Source organism: Amycolatopsis sp. NPDC114478 (genome assembly GCF_055633805.1).
On record NZ_JBVKDO010000004.1, the window covers coordinates 566,155 to 583,697 of the forward strand.

Annotated in this window: 16 protein-coding genes; 8 read left to right on the forward strand and 8 right to left on the reverse strand. The window is 72.3% G+C overall.

Annotated features, from left to right (window positions below; all coding sequences use genetic code 11):
* Nucleotides 1-22: 22 nt before the first annotated feature.
* On the reverse strand, nt 23-2,329 hold the full coding sequence (gene purL, locus ACZ7OH_RS15485; protein ID WP_470281378.1) for a phosphoribosylformylglycinamidine synthase subunit PurL: 2,307 nt from the start codon (nt 2,327-2,329) through the stop codon (nt 23-25).
* A gap of 95 nt (nt 2,330-2,424) precedes the next feature.
* On the opposite strand from purL, the gene ACZ7OH_RS15490 reads away from it, so the two are divergent.
* Nucleotides 2,425-4,059: an ABC transporter ATP-binding protein gene (locus ACZ7OH_RS15490; protein WP_470281379.1), complete on the forward strand. Its 1,635-nt coding sequence runs from the start codon at nt 2,425-2,427 to the stop codon at nt 4,057-4,059.
* The gene (locus ACZ7OH_RS15495) at nt 4,056-5,801 is read left to right on the forward strand and encodes an ABC transporter ATP-binding protein (RefSeq protein ID WP_470281380.1); all 1,746 of its coding nucleotides are present in this window, start codon (nt 4,056-4,058) and stop codon (nt 5,799-5,801) included. Before ACZ7OH_RS15490 ends, ACZ7OH_RS15495 begins: the two co-directional genes overlap by 4 nt.
* Nucleotides 5,802-5,881: 80 nt before the next feature.
* Here ACZ7OH_RS15495 and ACZ7OH_RS15500 read toward each other — a convergent pair whose 3' ends face one another.
* Nucleotides 5,882-7,456: a GMC family oxidoreductase gene (locus tag ACZ7OH_RS15500; protein WP_470281381.1), complete on the reverse strand. Its 1,575-nt coding sequence runs from the start codon at nt 7,454-7,456 to the stop codon at nt 5,882-5,884.
* A 149-nt stretch (nt 7,457-7,605) separates the two neighbouring features.
* Here ACZ7OH_RS15500 and purS point away from each other — a divergent pair, with 149 nt between their 5' ends.
* Entirely contained in the window at nt 7,606-7,845 is a 240-nt protein-coding gene (gene purS, locus ACZ7OH_RS15505; RefSeq protein ID WP_470281382.1) for a phosphoribosylformylglycinamidine synthase subunit PurS, read from the forward strand.
* A complete protein-coding gene (gene purQ, locus ACZ7OH_RS15510; RefSeq protein WP_470281383.1) occupies nt 7,842-8,519 on the forward strand; it encodes a phosphoribosylformylglycinamidine synthase subunit PurQ in 678 nt (225 codons plus the stop codon). The genes purS and purQ overlap by 4 nt, the downstream gene beginning before the upstream one ends.
* A 101-nt stretch (nt 8,520-8,620) precedes the next feature.
* Here the strand turns inward: purQ and ACZ7OH_RS15515 are convergent, their stop codons facing one another.
* Both ACZ7OH_RS15515 and ACZ7OH_RS15520 read right to left on the reverse strand, forming a co-directional pair.
* Nucleotides 8,621-10,117: an aldehyde dehydrogenase family protein gene (locus ACZ7OH_RS15515; RefSeq protein WP_470281384.1), complete on the reverse strand. Its 1,497-nt coding sequence runs from the start codon at nt 10,115-10,117 to the stop codon at nt 8,621-8,623.
* Nucleotides 10,118-10,151: 34 nt separating this feature from the next.
* Entirely contained in the window at nt 10,152-11,291 is a 1,140-nt protein-coding gene (locus tag ACZ7OH_RS15520) for an MFS transporter (protein ID WP_470281385.1), read from the reverse strand.
* A 61-nt stretch (nt 11,292-11,352) separates the two neighbouring features.
* Between ACZ7OH_RS15520 and ACZ7OH_RS15525 the strand changes: the two genes are divergently transcribed.
* From ACZ7OH_RS15525 to ACZ7OH_RS15535, 3 genes are read left to right on the forward strand one after another with little or no spacing between them, the layout of a single operon-like run.
* Nucleotides 11,353-12,285 carry an ArsR/SmtB family transcription factor gene (locus ACZ7OH_RS15525; protein WP_470281459.1) on the forward strand — a complete coding sequence of 311 codons (933 nt, stop codon included), beginning with the start codon at nt 11,353-11,355 and terminating at the stop codon, nt 12,283-12,285.
* Nucleotides 12,286-12,288: 3 nt separating this feature from the next.
* Nucleotides 12,289-13,059, forward strand: a complete 771-nt coding sequence (locus tag ACZ7OH_RS15530; protein WP_470281386.1) for a tyrosine-protein phosphatase — start codon at nt 12,289-12,291, stop codon at nt 13,057-13,059.
* A gap of 33 nt (nt 13,060-13,092) precedes the next feature.
* Nucleotides 13,093-13,728, forward strand: coding sequence for an MBL fold metallo-hydrolase (locus ACZ7OH_RS15535; RefSeq protein WP_470281387.1), 636 nt, complete (start codon nt 13,093-13,095; stop codon nt 13,726-13,728).
* Here the strand turns inward: ACZ7OH_RS15535 and ACZ7OH_RS15540 are convergent.
* The 3 genes from ACZ7OH_RS15540 to ACZ7OH_RS15550 all read right to left on the reverse strand — a co-directional run bounded on the left by ACZ7OH_RS15540 (nt 13,725) and on the right by ACZ7OH_RS15550 (nt 15,884).
* Entirely contained in the window at nt 13,725-14,420 is a 696-nt protein-coding gene (locus ACZ7OH_RS15540) for a DUF2334 domain-containing protein (protein ID WP_400896788.1), read from the reverse strand. The genes ACZ7OH_RS15535 and ACZ7OH_RS15540 overlap by 4 nt on opposite strands.
* Before the next feature lie 74 nt (nt 14,421-14,494).
* Nucleotides 14,495-14,959: an NADPH-dependent FMN reductase gene (locus ACZ7OH_RS15545; RefSeq protein ID WP_470281388.1), complete on the reverse strand. Its 465-nt coding sequence runs from the start codon at nt 14,957-14,959 to the stop codon at nt 14,495-14,497.
* On the reverse strand, nt 14,880-15,884 hold the full coding sequence (locus ACZ7OH_RS15550; protein ID WP_470281389.1) for a phosphoribosylaminoimidazolesuccinocarboxamide synthase: 1,005 nt from the start codon (nt 15,882-15,884) through the stop codon (nt 14,880-14,882). The genes ACZ7OH_RS15545 and ACZ7OH_RS15550 overlap by 80 nt, the downstream gene beginning before the upstream one ends.
* 47 nt (nt 15,885-15,931) lie before the next feature.
* On the opposite strand from ACZ7OH_RS15550, the gene ACZ7OH_RS15555 reads away from it, so the two are divergent.
* Complete coding sequence (locus ACZ7OH_RS15555; protein ID WP_470281460.1) at nt 15,932-16,738, forward strand: SAM hydrolase/SAM-dependent halogenase family protein; 807 nt, start codon at nt 15,932-15,934, stop codon at nt 16,736-16,738.
* Here the strand turns inward: ACZ7OH_RS15555 and ACZ7OH_RS15560 are convergent.
* Nucleotides 16,621-17,502: an MOSC domain-containing protein gene (locus ACZ7OH_RS15560; RefSeq protein ID WP_470281390.1), complete on the reverse strand. Its 882-nt coding sequence runs from the start codon at nt 17,500-17,502 to the stop codon at nt 16,621-16,623. The genes ACZ7OH_RS15555 and ACZ7OH_RS15560 overlap by 118 nt on opposite strands.
* Nucleotides 17,503-17,543: the final 41 nt, after the last annotated feature.

The following is a 17,543-nucleotide window of genomic DNA, read 5'->3' on the forward strand; positions in this document are numbered from 1 at the left end:
CCTCCAGTCACGTGTCCACAGGTCAGTCGAACAGGGCCGGGAGCGTGGACTCCCACGCCGTGCGGAGCTCGTCGAGCGTGAACTCCGTGATGCCCTGCAGCTCCAGCGTTCCCGACTCCGGGTCCACCACGCCCGTCTTGCGCCAGGGCAGTCCGCGGGCCGTGCACATCTCGGTGAAGCGCAGCTCCTCCGTGCGCGGGACCGCCACCAGCACGCGGCCCGCCGACTCGGAGAACAGCTGGACGAACTGGTCCTGGTCCGCGTCCAGGAACACCCGGGCGCCACACTGTCCGATGAGGACGGTCTCGACCAGCGTCTGGATCAGGCCGCCGTCGGAGAGGTCGTGGGCCGCCGAGATCATGCCGTCGCGAGAACCCGCCACCAGGATCTCGCCCAGGAGCTTCTCGCGGGCCAGGTCCACGCGCGGGGGCACGCCGCCGAGGTGGCCGTGGAGTTCGCGGGCCCACGCCGACCCGTCCAGCTCGTCGTGCGTTTCGCCCAGCAGCAACAGGGTTTCGCCCGCCTCCGCGCCGATGCCGGTCGGGATGCGGCGGGTCACGTCGTCGATCACGCCGAGGACGCCGATCACCGGCGTCGGCAGGATCGCCGTCGAGCCCGTCTGGTTGAAGAAGCTCACGTTGCCGCCCGTCACCGGGATGCCCAGCTCGACGCAGCCGTCGGCGAGGCCGTGCACCGCCTGCTCGAACTGCCACATCACGCCCGGGTCCGTCGGCGCGCCGAAGTTCAGGCAGTCCGACACCGCGACCGGGGTCGCGCCGCCCGTCGCCACGTTGCGGTACGCCTCCGCCAGCGCCAGCTGCGCGCCGCGGTACGGGTCCAGGTAGACGAACTTGCTGTTGCAGTCCGTCGCGACCGAGACGCCGCGGCCGGACGACTCGTCGATCCGGATCATGCCCGAGTCCGACGGCTGCGAAAGGACGCTGTTGCCGCGCACGTACCGGTCGTACTGCGACGTCACCCATTCCTTCGACGCCTGGTTGGGCGAGGCGATCAACCGCAGCACGTCCGCGCGCAGCTCGTCCGGAGTGGACGGACGCGGCAGCGACGCCGACGTGTCGGCGATCAAAGCGTCCTGAAAGGACGGACGCTCGATCGGGCGGTCGTACACCGGGCCCTGGTGGGCGACCGTGTGCGCCGGGACGTCGACGACGACCTCGTCGTTCCAGGTGATGACCAGGTGCTCGCCGTCGGTGACCTCGCCGATGTCGGTGGCGATGACGTCCCACTTGCGGCAGACCGCCATGAACGCCTCGACGTTTTCCGGCGAGACGACCGCGCACATGCGCTCCTGCGACTCGCTCGAAAGCACCTCGGCGGGGGTCATCCCGCTGGCGCGCAACGGAACGCGGTCGAGGTAGATGTGCATGCCGCCGTCGCCGGCCGCGGCCAGCTCGGACGTCGCGCAGGACAGCCCGGCGCCGCCGAGGTCCTGGATGCCGACTACCAGCTTCTGGGCGAACAGCTCGAGGCAGCACTCGATGAGCACCTTCTCGGTGAACGGGTCGCCGACCTGGACGCTCGGGAGCTTCTTGCGGCCGGACGCCGACTCGTCACCCGAAAAGGTGTCACTCGCCAGGACGGAGACGCCGCCGATGCCGTCGAGGCCGGTGCGGGCGCCGAACAGGATGATCTTGTTGCCGGTGCCGGACGCGAACGCCAGGTGCAGGTCCTCGACGCGCATCGCGCCGACGCACAGCGCGTTGACCAGCGGGTTGCCCGAGTAGGACGGGTCGAACACGAGCTCGCCGCCGATGTTCGGCAGGCCGAGGCAGTTGCCGTAGCCGCCGACGCCGGCCACGACGCCGGGCAGCACGCGCTTGGTGTCGGGGGCGTCGGCCGGGCCGAAGCGCAGCGCGTCCGAGACCGCGAGGGGCCGCGCGCCCATGGCCATGATGTCGCGGACGATGCCGCCGACGCCGGTCGCGGCGCCCTGGTACGGCTCCACATAGGACGGGTGGTTGTGGCTCTCCACCTTGAAGGTGACCGCCCAGCCCTCGCCGATGTCGACGACGCCCGCGTTCTCGCCGATGCCGGCCAGCATCTTGGCCTTCATCTCGTCGGTGGCGGTCTCCCCGAAGTAGCGCAGGTGCTTCTTCGACGACTTGTAGGAGCAGTGCTCGCTCCACATCACCGAGTACATGGCCAGCTCGGCGTCGGTGGGCCGGCGGCCGAGGATCTCCCGGATGCGGGCGTACTCGTCGTCGGCAAGGCCCAGTTCCCGATACGGCTGGCTGTGGTCCGGGGTCGCCCCGGCGCGCTCGGTGGTGTCAACGGTGCTGGTCACGGTGTCCGTGTCAGGGTTCGCCACGGCCGCCAGGATACGGGGCGCACCCGGGTGCCCCGGACGGTGGGCCGCCGAAAATCGGTCGCCTTCCGCTGGTCGGCGGCTTACCGTCGGGAATCGTGCTTTCCGCCACATATCCCTTTCCGCCGCTGCGGCTGCCCGCGCGGCCGAGCGCGAGCCGCTTCCTGCTCGCCGTGTTCCGGGCCCGGCTCGGCACGGTGCTGGGCGCCGCCGCGCTCGGTGTCGTGTGGGCGCTGCCCGGTGCGCTGGTGCCGCTGGTGATCGGCCAGGGCATCGGCGCCGTCAGCGCGCACGACGGCACCGCCGTCTGGCGCTGGGCGCTGGCCGCGGCCCTGCTCGGGGTGGTGCAGACGCTGACCGGGACCTGGCTGCACTTCCTCAACTACGGCCTGTGGCTGCACGGCGCGGGCTCGACCCAGCGGGCGGTGTCGGCGCACACCACGCGCGTCGGCGCCGGCCTGCGCGAGAAGACGACCACCGGCAACCTCGTCGCGATCTCCACGACCGACGTCAACCACATCGGCAACACCGTCGAGATGACCGGCCGGGCGTTCGGCTCGCTGCTGGCGTTCGTCGTCGTGGCCGTGTGGCTGATCTCGACGTCGCCGCTGCTCGGCGTGGTCGCGCTGGTCGGCGTGCCGGTCGCGGTGCTGGGCATCGGGCCGCTGCTGGCACCGCTGCAGAAGCGCAAGGCGAAGCAGCGCGAGAAGCGCGGCGACGTCAACGCGCTCGGTGCGGACATCGTGTCCGGCCTGCGGATCCTGCGTGGCATCGGCGGCGAGCGGCGGTTCTTCGCCCGCTTCCGCGAGACGAGCCAGCGGGTGCGGCGAGCCGGTATCGAGGTCGGCAAGGCCGAGGCGTGGCTGGCCGCGGCGGAGATCGCGCTGCCGGGCCTGGTCACCGTGGTGATCACCTGGCTGGGCGCGCGGCTGGCCGTGGCCGGGGAGATCGACGTCGGGCAGCTCGTGGCGTTCTACGGCGTCTCGGCGTTCCTCATCTGGCCGGTCACCGCCGCCACCGAGGCGGTCGGCTCGATCACGTCGGGCCTGGTCGCGGCGCGGAAGGTGGTGGCGCTGCTGGCGATCCAGCCGAAGCTGGCGGACCCGGCGGACCCGGTCCGGCTGCCTGAAGGCCCGCTGGAGCTGGCCGACACCGAGTCCGGCGTGCGGGTCGCGGCCGGGCGGCTGACGGTCGTCGACTTCGGCGCCGACGGCGAGGCGGTGGCCGACCGGCTGGCCCGGTTCGCCGACCCGGCCGAGGGCGAAGAGGTGCTGGTCAACGGGGTCCGGGCGGACCACGTCGCGCTCGCGGAGCTGCGGCGGCGGGTCGTCTACGCGCACAACCAGGACATCTGGTTCTCCGGCGTGCTGCGCGAGCAGCTGGCGCCGGCGCGGCCGGGCGGCGTCAGCATCACCGAAGCGCTGTACGCGGCCGACGCCGACGACATCGTCGAGGCGCTGCCGAACGGCGTCGACGAGGTGATCGGCGAGCGCGGGCGCGAGGTGTCCGGCGGCCAGCGGCAACGGCTGAACCTGGCCCGCGCGCTGGCGGCGGACGCCGACGTGCTGGTGCTGGACGAGCCGACGTCGGCGGTCGACGCGCACACGGAGGCGCGCATCACCGAGCGCGTCGCGGCCCTGCGCCGCGGCAAGACGACGGTGGTGTTCAGCCAGAGTCCACTGTGGACACATGTGGCCGACGAGGTCTTCACGGCGAAGGTGGTGACGGTGTGAAACGGCTCCCCACGGCGTCCCGGCGGGACGTCCGGCGCTGGGCGCTGAAGACGGCGGCGGCCCACAAACGCGAGTTCGGGCTGCTGCTCGGCGCGCTGTGCGTGTCGACGCTGATCGGGCTGGCCGGGCCGCAGCTGCTCGGCACGCTGGTCGACGACGTCGCGGCCGGCACTACGACGCGACGCGTCGACGTGCTGGCGGCGGTGTTCGTCGGGATCCTGGTGCTGCAGGCGGTCGCGCGGAAGATCGCGCGGATGCGCGGCGCGGTGTTCGGCGAGCTGGTGCTGGCCGAGACGCGCGAGGAGTTCGTCGGGACGGCGCTGCAGCTGCCGCTCGGCACAGTCGAGGCGGCCGGCACCGGCGACCTGCTCAGCCGCGCCACCACCGACCTCGGCCGGATCGACCACGCGGCTCGGGTCGCGGCGCCGGAGATCCTGATCGCGGTGGTGACCGTGGTGTTCACGGTCGTCGCGATGGTGGTGACGTCACCGCTGCTCTCGCTGAGCCTGCTGGTCGCGGTGCCGCTGCTGCTGTGCGTGAACGTCTGGTATCAGCGGCGGATCCCGGCGCTGATGCAGTGGATGCTCGACCGCTGGGCGGACCTGACCACCAGCGTCCACGAGACGGCGGAGGGCGCGCGCACGGTCGAGGCGCTCGGGCTGACCGAGCGCCGCGTCGACGCGGCGTACGACGCGCTGGACCAGAGCATCCTCGGCGAACGGCGGATGCGGGCGCTGCAGCTGCGGTGGCTGCCGTCGCTGGAGATCAGCTACGTGCTGCCGCTGGCGGTCATGCTGCCGCTCGGGCTGCTCGCGTACACGCGCGGCTGGGCCGGGCTCGGCGAGATCACCACGATGCTGCTGTACGTCCAGGCGATGTCGGCGCCGCTGAACGAGGCGCTGTTCTGGCTGGAGGACCTGCAGGTCGCGGCGGCCGCGGCGCGCCGGATCCTGGGCGTCCGCGAGGTGGCCATCGAGGAGTCGCCGAAGGTGACCGAGGTGCCGCGCGGGCGTGACATCGACGTCCACGGCGTCCGGTTCGCCTACACGGCCGACCGCGAGGTGCTGCACGGCATCGACCTGCGCGTCCCCCGCGGCGAGCGGCTGGCCATCGTCGGCCCGTCCGGCGCGGGCAAGTCGACGCTCGGCCGGCTGCTAGCGGGCATCGCGGCGCCGTCGGCGGGCTCGGTGCGCATCGGCGGCCAGGACGTCTCGGCGCTGGCCGACGACGTCCTGCGCGGCGAGGTCCTGCTGCTGACCCAGGAGCACCACGTGTTCTCGGGAACGCTGCGGCAGAACCTCGCGCTACCGGCGCGCCGCGCGGACAGCGACTGGACGGATGACGAGCTGCTGGCGGCGCTGGCCTCGGCGGGCGCGTCGGACTGGGTTTCTTCCTTGCCGGACGGGCTCGACACGAAGCTGGGCTCGGGCGAGCACCCGGTCCCGGCGGCGATCGCGCAGCAGCTGGCGCTGGCCCGGGTCGTGCTGGCGGACCCGCACACGCTGGTGCTGGACGAGGCGACGTCGCTGCTGGACACGGGCTCGGCCCGCGACCTGGAGCGGTCGTTGAACAGCGTGCTGTCGGGCCGGACGGTGATCGCGATCGCCCACCGCCTGCACACGGCGGCGGCGGCCGACCGGGTGGCGGTCGTCGAGGGCGGCCGCATCACGGAGCTGGGCCCGCACGCGGCCCTGCTGGCCGCGGGCGGCTCGTACGCCCGCCTGGTGGCGGCGGCGAGCTGAGACCGGTCCGGGGTTGTGGACAACTCGCGTCCACAACCCCGGAACCACGCCGGTTCTGTCGGTGGTCGCCGGTAAACTGGTTACCGGGGGGCCGAGGCCCGCCCCCGAATCAAATCCGCGGCCTTCTCCGCCACCATGATCGTCGGCGCGTTCGTGTTCCCGCGCGGCACCACCGGCATCACCGACGCGTCCACGACCCGCAGCCCGTCGACCCCCTGCACCCGCAGCTGCGGATCGACCACCGACCCGATCGAGCACGTCCCGACCGGGTGGTAAAGCGTCTGCGTGTTCTCGCGGATGTGCTCGGCCAGCTCGGAATCGCTCAAATCGTGGCGTGCGGGCAGGAACGGCTGGTCGAGGAACCGCTTCAGCGGACCGCTGCGGCCGATCTCGATCAACGCCCGCAACCCGGCGATCATCTTGTCCATGTCCACCGACTCCGCGTAGTACGCCGGGTCGATTTCCGGCTTCCACAACGGGTTCGCCGACTTCAGCCGCAGCCGGCCGCGGCTCGCGACGTCCACCAGCGTCGCCGCCGACGTGAACCCCGGGACCGTCGGCTCGCGCATGCCGTTGTCGTAGAACAACGTCGGCGCGACGTGGATCTGCATGTCCGGCGCCGGCAGCCCGCCGGTGGTCGGGAAGAACGCGCCCGCCTCGCCGATGTTCGACGCCAGCGGCCCGCGCTTCGTCAGCTGGTAGCGGATCAGGCCGCGCGGGGTGGCCGCGTCGACGAGGTCGGTGGTGCCGCGCGTCGACCAGATGATCCCGCACGCCGGGTGGTCGTGCAGGTTCTCGCCGACGCCGGGCAGCGCGGCGACGACGTCGATGCCGTGCTCGCGCAAGTGCTCGGCCGGGCCGACGCCCGAGACCATCAGCAGCTGCGGCGAGTTCACCGCGCCACCGCTCAAAATGACTTCGGCCGACGCCCGCGCGGTGGTCTCGACGCCGTTGTCCAAATAGGACACGCCGACCGCGCGCGTCCCCTCGAAGACGACGCGCGTGGCGGGCGCGTTCGTCTTCACGGTCAGGTTCGGCCGCTCCAGAGCCGGCCGCAGGTACGCGTCGGCGGTCGACCAGCGGCGGCCCTTCTTGCAGGTCACCTGGTAGACGCCGGCGCCCTCCTGGCTCTCGCCGTTGAAGTCGTCGGTGCGCTTGAGGCCCCACGCGACGGCGGAGTCGACCCAGGCCGTCGACAGCTCGTGGGTGAACCGGCGGTCCTCGACGTGGAGCGGGCCGTCGGTGCCGTGCAGGGGCCCGTCGAACCGCTGGTTGCCCTCGGCGCGCTTGAAGTACGGCAGGACGTCGTCCCAGCCCCAGCCTTCGGCGCCGTGGGAATCGCGCCAGCCGTCGTAGTCGGCGCGGTTGCCGCGGATGTAGATCATCGCGTTGATCGACGAGCAGCCGCCGAGCATCTTGCCGCGCGGCCAGTAGGCCGTCTTGCCGGTGTGCTTCTGCTCGACGGTCTCGTAGTTCCAGTCCCACTTGGTCTTGAACAGCGAGGGGAACGCGGCCGGGATGTGGATTTCGTCGGCGGTGTCCTCCGCGCCCGCTTCGAGCAGCAGGACCCGGGCGGACGGATCTTCGGTGAGCCGGTTCGCCAGCACGCACCCGGCGCTCCCGGCGCCGACGATCACGTAGTCGTAGGAGTCCACGGTGCCTCCACAGCTGTTGGCGCGATGTCAACGACTCATCATGGCGCAGGTCGGCGCGTACGGCCAGTCTAGGTCCTCGCGGCCTGCCGAACTGAGTGAACTATGCTCGCGGGGTACCCACGACCTGCGTGAATAAGGAGCAGCCTGCCGTGGCCCGAGTCGTTGTCGACGTCATGCCGAAGCCCGAAATCCTCGACCCGCAGGGGCAGGCCGCGCTCGGCGCCGCCGGTCGCCTCGGCTTCACCGGGATCAAGGAGATCCGCCAGGGCAAGCACTTCGAGATCGAGGTCGACGACACGGTCGACGACGCGACGCTCGAGAAGATCGCCGAGGGCTTCCTCGCGAACCCCGTCATCGAGCAGTGGACGATCACGCGGGTGAACGCGTGAGCGCGCGCATCGGGGTCATCACCTTCCCGGGCACGCTCGACGACGGCGACGCGGCCCGCGCGGTCACGTACGCCGGCGCCGAGGCCGTCCCGCTGTGGCACGCGGACGAGAACCTGCACGACGTCGACGCGGTCATCGTCCCGGGCGGCTTTTCCTACGGTGACTACCTGCGCGCGGGCGTGATCGCCCGGTTCGCGCCGGTGATGACGCCGGTGATCGAGGCGGCACACGGCGGCATGCCGGTGCTCGGCATCTGCAACGGGTTCCAGATCCTGTGCGAGGCCGGGCTGCTGCCGGGCGCGATGATCCGCAACCAGGGCTTGCACTTCATCTGCCGCGACCAGTGGCTGCGGGTGGAGAACACGGACACGGCGTGGACCACGCGCTACGACTCCGGCGCGGAGATCCTCGTCCCGATGAAGAACATCGATGGGTGCTACATGGCCGAGCAGTCCACTTTGGACGAGCTGGAGGCCGAGGGGCGCGTGGTGTTCCGGTACGTCGGCGGCAACCCGAACGGGTCGCGCAACGACATCGCGGGGATCCGGTCGGAGAACGGCCGGGTCGTCGGGCTGATGCCGCACCCGGAGCACGCGATCGACGCGTTGACCGGGCCGTCGGACGACGGGCTGGGCATGTTCTTCAGCGCGGTGGACGCGCTGGTCAAGGCTTAGGGCGGGCCTCGGCCCCCGGTAACCATTTTACCGGCGACCACCGACAAAACCGGCGCGTTTCCGGGGCTGTGGAGCTAGTTGTCCACAGCCCCGGAACCGCGTCAGCGCTTGCCGTGCAGGATCGTCACCAGCTTGGCCACCAGGGCGTCCGTCGATTCCTTGCGGCTGAACGATGTCAGCGTCAGCGGGGCCGTGAACCGCTGGCGGGCGATCGCCTTCGTGCGGGCGAACTCCCTCAGGCCCTCAGGCCCGTGAATCCGGCCGAAGCCCGAATCACCCACGCCGCCGAACGGCAGGGATGCGATTCCGGCGAACGACAGCGGTGCGTTGATCGCCGTCATGCCCGTGCGCAGCTTCTCCGCCAGCTCCACTCCGCGGGACTTCGAAAACACCGTCGAACCCAAGCCGTACTTCGTGTTGTTCGCCTTCTCGACCGCTTCGTCCATGTCGCGGACCTTCGCGATCGTCACCGTCGGGCCGAACGTCTCCTCCGTCACCGCTTCCGAATCCTCGGGGACGTCGATCAGCACCGTCGGCTGCGCGTACCGGTCGCCGACCGCGTCTTCGCCGCCCAGGACCGCTTTGCCGCCGCGGGCCAGGGCGTCCTGGATGTGCCTCTTGATCACGCCCAGCTGGGACGGCATCGTCACCGGGCCGTACTGGGCCGCCTCGTCCGAGCCCGCTCGCACGTCCTTCGACTTCTCGACCACCTTCGCGACGAACTCGTCGTGGACCTTCTCGTGGACGTACACCCGCTCGACGCCGATGCAGGTCTGGCCCGAGTTGGAGAACGCGCCCCAGACCGTCGCGTCGGCCGCCGCGTCCAGGTCGGCGTCCGCGTCGACCAGGACCGGGTCCTTGCCGCCCGCCTCGATGACCACCGGGGTCAGCGTCTCGGCCGCCGCGGCCATGATGCGCTTGCCCGTCGCCGTCGAACCGGTGAACGCGATCTTGTCGACACCGGCTCCCACCAGCGCCGCGCCCGTCTCGCCGAAGCCCGTGATCAGCTGCAGCACCGGCTGCTCCGGGACGATCTCGGCGAACGCGTCGACCAGCCACTTCCCGACGCCCGGCGTGTACTCGCTCGGCTTGAACACCACGGCGTTGCCCGCCGCCAGCGCGTACGCGATCGAGCCCAGCGGCGTGAACACCGGGTAGTTCCACGGGCCGATCACGCCGACCACGCCCAGCGGCTGGTACTCGACGGTCGCCGCCTGGTTCGACATCAGCAGGCCGGCCGAGCGCTTCTGCTTGCCGAGGATCTTCTTCGCGTGCTTGCCCGCCCACGAGATGTGCTCGATGGCCAGGACGCTCTCGAGCTGCGCGTCCGCGATCGGCTTGCCGGTCTCGTCGCGGACCACCTGGCACAGCTGCGGCAGCCGCCGCGTCAGCACGCCCTTCCAGCTCCTCAGCCGCTCGGCGCGCCCCGCGAAGCCCAGCTCTTCCCACCACTTCGCCGCGACGCGCGCTCGCGCGACGGCCGCCTGGACGTCTTCGGCGCTGTGGACGGGGTAGGTTCCGACCACCTCGTCGGTCGCCGGGCTGAGCGAGTCGAAGGTCTCGCCGACCGACGTCGGCTTCGGCTGGACGGCAGTCATCGGCGTCTCCCTGGAGGTCGCGGGTCAGCCCAGGCTACGACGTTACTGACATTGTGCCAATAGCTCGCACGGGCTTCGCCACCAGCATTCCACCGGCGATCGCCGCGGCAAAGACACCGAACAACGGCGTGACCCACAGCGGCAGCACGCCCACCGCCAGCGACCCCAGCCCGAAGCCCGCGGCTTGGACCGTGAAACTCAGCGAGAACCCCGCCGACCTGCGGTTCTTCGGCAGCAGGCGCTGCAGGTTGACCGAGGTGGCGGCCACCAGCGGCCCCGTGCAGGCGCCGATCAGGGCCACCGACCCCAGGAGCCCGGCCCAGCCGAGGCCGCCCGCCAGGGTGAGGCCGCCGACGACGAAACCGGCGAGGAACAGCCGCGGGTCGCCAGTCTTCCCGCGCCACGCGTAGAGCGCGCTGCCCGCGATGCTGGCTCCGCTCAGCACGGCGATCACGATCGGCGCGGCCGTCTCGGGCGCCCCGAGCCGCTGGACCAGCGGCAGCGGCGCCACCTCGATCGTCGAGAGCAGCAGCCCGACGGTGAACGCGCAGCCCAGCCACGGCAGGTAGGTGGCGAGCCGCGCGGGCGGGACGTCGGCGTCGGATTCCACCCGTTCGTGGGCGCTCGCGCCACGCGGAACGAGCACCGCCGCGGCCACGCAGGCGACCGCCATCGCCGCCAGCGGGACGAACGTGCCGGCCAGGTCGAGCACCGCGACCAGCGCCGGACCGCCGATGAGCACCCCTTCGAGGAGCATCGAGTCGACGGAGATCGCGCGCGGCAGCAGCTCGTCGTCGACGGTGTCCGCGAGCAGCGTCCGGAAGCCGCCCGACAGCGCCCCGCCCGCGATGCCGGGCAGCAGGACGAGCGCGACCAGGACGGGCGCGGGAGCGTCGGCGGCCAGCGCCAGCACGACGTACCCGGCCGCGGTCAGCAGGAGCAGCACGGGCAGGCCCCGCGAAGGGCCGACGCGGTCGAGCAGCCGCCCGACCGGCACCGCGCACAGCATCTCGGCGGCGACGAAGACCGACATCAGCACGCCGCCGAGCCGGTACGAACCGGTCGTCGCGGTGGTCAGGAGGGTGAACGCGAGTGGCGCCATGGTCGCGGGCAACCGGGCGAACTGGACGCCCGCCGACCAGCGCCAGTAGGCGCGATGGGTGAACAAGGACATGTCCGTAGCGTCGTTCGCCGCCTTCTCGGGGCACACTGATTCGGGTGAGGGCGAATCGCCGATGATCGAGCTGGTGCTGACGGCCGCCGGCGCGCAACGCGTCCGGTTCGCGATCTCGCCGTTGGAGGAGGTGCTGGGCGCTGTCCAGACACTGCTGGGCCTCCGGCGGCACCCGGCGCACCTGCCGTGGCTGTCGGCCATCCCCGACGTGCCCGAGCTGGCCGCGGTCCTGAGCGCGCGGCACTACATCACCGAGTTCCTGAGCCCGCCGCCCGACGGCCCGGAGACGACGGCTTCGGCGCAGCTGGAGGCCGTGCGGGCCACGCCGCCGACGCAGGTGGCGTTGGAGCTGGGGATGGTCGACGCCGACCTGTCGCTGCTGCCGGCCGACCCGGCGGCCGCGCGCGACCTGCTGGCCGACCAGCTCGAGACGGTGTGGGACGCGCTGCTGGCCCCGGAGTGGCCCCGCCTGCGCGAGCTGCTGGCTGCGGACATCGCGTACCGGACGCGGCAGCTGGGGTCCGGCGGGATCGCGGCGATGCTGGCCGGGCTGCACCCGCGCGTGCGGCTGTCGGAGACGTCGGTCCTGGTCGACGTCCGGTCACGCGAGCGGCTGGAGCTCGACGCGCGCGGGCTGCTGCTGATCCCGGCGGTGTTCGCGTGGCCGAACGTCGGGGTCGTGACGGTGCCGCCGTGGCAGGTTTCGCTGCTGTACCCGGCGCGGGGCGTGGCTTCGCTGTGGACGTCCCCGACCGAGCCGCCGGAGGCGCTGGCCGAGGTCCTCGGCCGCACGCGGGCGCTGCTCATGACGAGCCTGGACCGCCCGGCGGCGACGACGGAACTGGCCCAGCGCCACGGCTTGGCCCCGGCGACGGTGTCCGCGCACCTCACGGCGTTGCGCGGGGCAGGGTTGCTGGCGTCGGAACGCCGGGGTCATCGAGTGCTGTACCGGCGCACGGAACTCGGCGACGCGCTGCTGACCGGCAAACTGTGACGGGTGAGCAGAACAGTGGCCTGGGAAGGCTTCCACAACACGAGAGACCTCGGTGGCCTGCCGACGCGATCGGGCCGCACGACCCGGCGCGGCGCGTTCTTCAGGGCCGCGGACCTCCGGTTCGTGACCGGCACCGGCTGGGCCCAGGCGCGGGAGTCCGGCGTCCGGACCGTCCTCGACCTGCGCAACCCCGACGAGATCCGGCCGACGGCGGACGCCCCGACGACGCTCGCGGGCTCCGCGCAGTTCGCCGCCGCGACCGGCCCGGCCGCCCCGGCGGGCATCGACCGCGTCGAGGTTCCCCTCGACGACATCGACGACCTGGAGTTCTGGCGGTACGTCAACCGCGAGCGGCTCAACGGCAGCCCGCTCTACTACCCGGTCTTCCTAGAACGGAAGGCCGAGCGCTGCGCCGCCGTCATCGAAGCGATCGCCCGGTCCGCCCCCGGCGGCGTCCTGTTCCACTGCGGCGGCGGCCGCGACCGGACCGGTCTCGTCGCGCTCCTGCTGCTGGCGCTGGCCGGCGTCGAGGTGGACGCCATCGCCGCGGACTACGACCTGTCCACCGCAGCCCTGAAACCGCTGTACGCCGCGATGGGCGCCGAAGACCAGGGACCGGTCATCGCGGCGCTCCTCGCGGAGCGGGGCACCACGACCGCGGCGGCCGTCCGGGCCACGCTCGGCGGGTTCGACGTCGAGCGGTACCTCCTTGGCGCCGGCGTCTCCCGGCGGGACCTCGACGACGTCCGGCAGCGGCTGGTGGACCGGGACTAGGCTGGAATCGACCCCCTGCGAAGGAGAACATCCATGCGTATCGTCCATTTCGGACACGCCTGCCTGTTGCTGGAGACCGGTTCCGAGCGGATCCTGATCGACCCCGGGGCGTTCTCCACCGGGTTCGAAGGCGAGCGGGAGCTGTCCGCCGTGCTGGTCACGCACCAGCACTTCGACCACCTCGACGTCGAACGGCTGCCGAAGGTCCTCGAAGCCAACCCGGACGCCAAGCTGATCGTCGACCCCGGCTCCGCGCCCGAGGTCGAAAAACTGGGCATCGAGTTCGACGTCGCCAATGTGGGTGACGCGTTCGCCGTCGGGGACACCTCGATCAAGGCCGTCGGCGGTCAGCACGCCGTCATCCACGCCGACATCCCCGTGATCCCCAACATCGGGTACGTCTTCGACGACGGCGCCTTCTTCCACCCCGGTGACTCGTTCTTCGTGCCCGAGCAGAAGATCGACGTGCTGGGGCTGCCGACCGGGGCGCCGTGGCTCAAGGCCGGGGAAGCCGTCGACTACCTGCGGGCGGTCGCGCCTCGGGTGGCAGTGCCGATCCACGAAGCCGTGCTCGCCAACCCGGCCATGCACTACGGCCTCTTCGGGAACCTCGCGCCGGAAGGCACCGAGGTCAAAGTCCTCGAACGGGCCGAACCCGCGAAGTTCTAAGCGGCCACCGCGCGCAGCGACCCGTAAGTCGCCCCGAACGCGCGGTTCTCGAGAGCGACGTCCACCGCGTCCAGCAGCGCCTGGCGGAGGCCGGGGCGGGTCAGGTCCGTGGCTTCCACCCCCAGCCGGACCAGCCCGCCCCGGCGGGCCGACCGCGCCGCCGCCAGCACCAGCGCGAAGCAGCGCACCGTCTCCGTGCGGTGCGATTGGCTCGTGAACTCGCTCACGCGCGCCCGGCGCACCTCGCCGGTCACCAGGTCGCGGACCGCGCCGAGGTCCGCGCACAGGCGGAACCCGTGCTCGGCCAGCGCCTGCAGCGTGCCCTGGGACGCGATCCAGCGCGGCGGCGCGAAGCCGTCGACGGACAGGCCCGCGCTGTCCAGCGCCGCCTTCGCCGCGATCAGCCGCAGCCGCGCCTCGTGCGCCGGCAGCGTCGCGAACTCCGCCTTCTTGCCCAGGTACACCGTGCGGTGCGTGGGTGTGACGGTGTGGTCGTAGCCGTGCAGCAGCACGGAATCGCCGGCGCGGGCGCGGGTGCGCACCCACTCCGTCACCGGGCCTTCGCCGGTGCGGGCGGCGTACAGCAGGGACAGCGGGACCCGGCGGCGGTCGAGCTCGGCCGCGAGGTCGGCGCACCGGTGCAGCGTGCGCGGGGTGATTCCCGACAGCGAAACCAGCAAGCGAGCTTCCACGACACCATTGGGACGCACGCGTCTGACGTCGCCGTGAACTGCGCAGAACGGGCGAGCGTCCGTTGCCGGAAGGGTCAGACGCCCTCGCGCAGCCGCGACACCGCCACCGCGATCCGGCCCCGCAGGTCCGGGTCGGCGACCTGGCCGTCGGCGACGTCCGCGCGCGAAACCGGGATCCGCGCGCACGCCTCGTCGACGATCTTCGCGCCCGCGTACGTCAAGACCTTGCGCAGCGAGTCGTGGGCGTCGCGGCCGCCCGTCGGGGCCGCTACCGACGACGCGTTGATCCACGAGACCGGCTTGCCGTAGATCTCGCCGCCGCCGACCGTCCAGTCCAGGAGGTTCTTGAACGAGCCCGGCAGGCCGCCCGCGTACTCCGGCGTGCAGAACAGGATCGCGTCCGCCTCTTTGATCGCCGCGCGCAGCTCCGCGACCGCCGGGTGCAGCGGGTCGCGGTCGTCATCGGGGTTGAAGTGCGGCAGGTCGCCGAGGCCGGTGTACGTCTTGCTCGCGGTGAGGGTCGCGGCGGTCCCCAGCACCGCCGCATTGCCCGAGCCTGCTCGCAGGCTGCCGCAGATCAGCAGGATCACGGGGCCAGTCTGCCAGCGAAAGCCCGGTGACGCGGTGGTACGCCTCGATGTACCGGTCGCGCGTGGCCGTCACCACCTCGGGGGGCAGCGGCGGCAGCGGGGACACGCAGTCCCAGCCCGACGCCGGGCCGACCAGCCAGTCGCGCACGTGCTGCTTGTCGAACGACGGGCGCGGCCGGCCGGGGCGGTGCCCGTCGGCCAGCCAGTAACGCGCCGAGTCCGGCGTCAGCAGCTCGTCGGCGAGCACGAGCTCGCCGTTGCGCCGGACGCCGAACTCGAACTTGGTGTCGGCCAGCAGCAGGCCCTGTTCCGCGGCCCGCGCGGCACCGCGGCGGTACAGCTCGAGCGAGGCCTCCCGGACCTTCTCGGCGAGCCGGCGGCCGAGGATCGACGCGAACGTGCCGAAGTCGAGGTGCTCGTCGACCTCGCCGGGCCGGGCCTTCGTGGACGGGGTGAAGATCGGCTCCGGCAGCCGCTCGGACTCGGCCAGCCCCGGCGGCAGCGCGACCCCGCACACCGAACCGGACTTGCGGTACTCCGCGTACCCGCGCCCGGCCAGGTGGCCCCGGACGACGGCCTCCACCGGCAGCATCTTCAGGCGCTCGACCAGCAGCGCCCGGCCGCGGAAGGCCTTCGGGACCCGGGGGCCGTCGCAGGCGACCAGGTGGTTCGGGACGACGTCGGCCAGCTCGCCGAACCAGAACACGCTCATCGCGGTGAGCACCCGGCCCTTGTCCGGGACGGGGGTCGGGAACACGCGCTCGAAGGCCGAGATGCGGTCGGAGGCGACGACCAGCAGGTGGTCGTCGCCCGCGGCGTAGAGGTCGCGGACCTTGCCGGACGCGAGCCGCTCGGGGGTGGGGAGGGGTGTCACGCGCTGAACCCTAACGGGCACCCTCCGCCACCATGGATGATGCTCACATGGCGTACGACTGGATCTCGGTGACGACCGACTACGGCCTGCGCGACGGCTTCGTGGCGGCCTGCCACGGCGTGATCGCGCGGCTCGCGCCCGCCGTGCGGGTGATCGACGTGACGCACGAGGTGCCGCCCCAGGACATCCGGCACGGCGCGATGGCGCTGGCCCAGACCGTGCCGTTCCTCCCGGAAGCGGTGCACGTCGCCGTCGTCGACCCGGGCGTCGGCACGGCCCGGCTCGGCGTGGTCGTCGTCGCCGGGGGCGGGCTGCTGGTCGGGCCGGACAACGGCCTGCTGCTGCCGGCCGCGCACGCGCTGGGCGGGGTCCGGGAAGCCTACGAGCTGACCGAGCCGTCGCTGCGGCTGCCGGTCACGTCGGCGACCTTCCACGGCCGGGACGTCTTCGCGCCCGCGGCCGCCCACCTGGCGCTGGGGGTCTCGCCGATCGAGTTCGGCGCCCGCGTCGACGACCTGGTCGAGCTGCCCGAGCCGTTCGTCGCCGCGTTCCCCGGGAAGCTGGTGTCGGAGGTGCTGACGGTCGACCACTTCGGCAACGTCCAGCTCGCGGCGACGCCGGCCGACCTGGAGCTGTCGGGGCTGTCGGGCGCGGTCTCCGTGCACAGCGAGCGGGTCGCGGTGACCACCGAGATCGGGCGGACCTTCGCCGACGTGCCCGCCGGCGCGAGCGTGCTCTACACCGACTCGGCGGGCCGGCTCGCCGTCGCCGTCAACGGGGGTTCGGCCGCGGCGGTGCTCGGGCTCGGACCGGCCCAGGAGTGCACGATCACCTCGTCGCCGACCGCGAGCTGACCCGGCCTCAGTACCGCGGCCTTCATCCCGAACGTCACGCCACCGTCGGGGTGGCGGCGGTAGCCGGCGAGCGTCCGGATCGGCTCCGGACCGGCCTTCTCGCCCGTCTCCTGGTCGACCATCGGGACCGTGCAGCGCACGCACTGCTTGGCGTACCCGAACTCCGCGGTGCCCGCGGTCATCGCCCGGACCTCGTCTTCGGTGTGCGGCTCGAGCCAGCCGGAGATGACCACGTTGGGGCGGAAGCGGTCCATCGGCACCGGCTCGCCGCCGCGTTCGAGGATGCGGGCGTTCAGACCGTCCAAAGAGGACTCACTGGCGACGAGCAGCGCGTGCCCGTCGGCGAACGCGGCGGTGCCGGGCGTCTCTCCGCCCGTCACGCGCTCGTGGTCCGGCGCGACGCCGATCAGCACCGACGGCAGCCCGAGCAGGTCCGAGAACCACTTGGCGGCTTCGTCGCCCTGGTGGATACCTTCGCCGTGCCAGGAGAACGTCGAACCCGGGTGACGCGGGCCGTCGCGCCGGATGTCGATCTCGAGGTCGTCGCGGCCGGGTGCGGACAGCGCGAGCCGGTCACCCATGACCCGCGGCCGGACCGCGGCGAGCGCCGGGTAGGGGCGCTGGCTGCGGAAGTCGCCGTCGGGCGCGACGACCTGGAAGACGCGGTCGTGCGCCAGCCCGGCCGGCCCGACCTCGGCGACCGGCACCGAAGTGCCGGCACACCCCTTGACCGGGTAGTACGTCAACCGCGCGATCCTCGCCATGCCCGCAGGCTACCCGGGGCCTCGGCGTCGAAGCCTCCGGT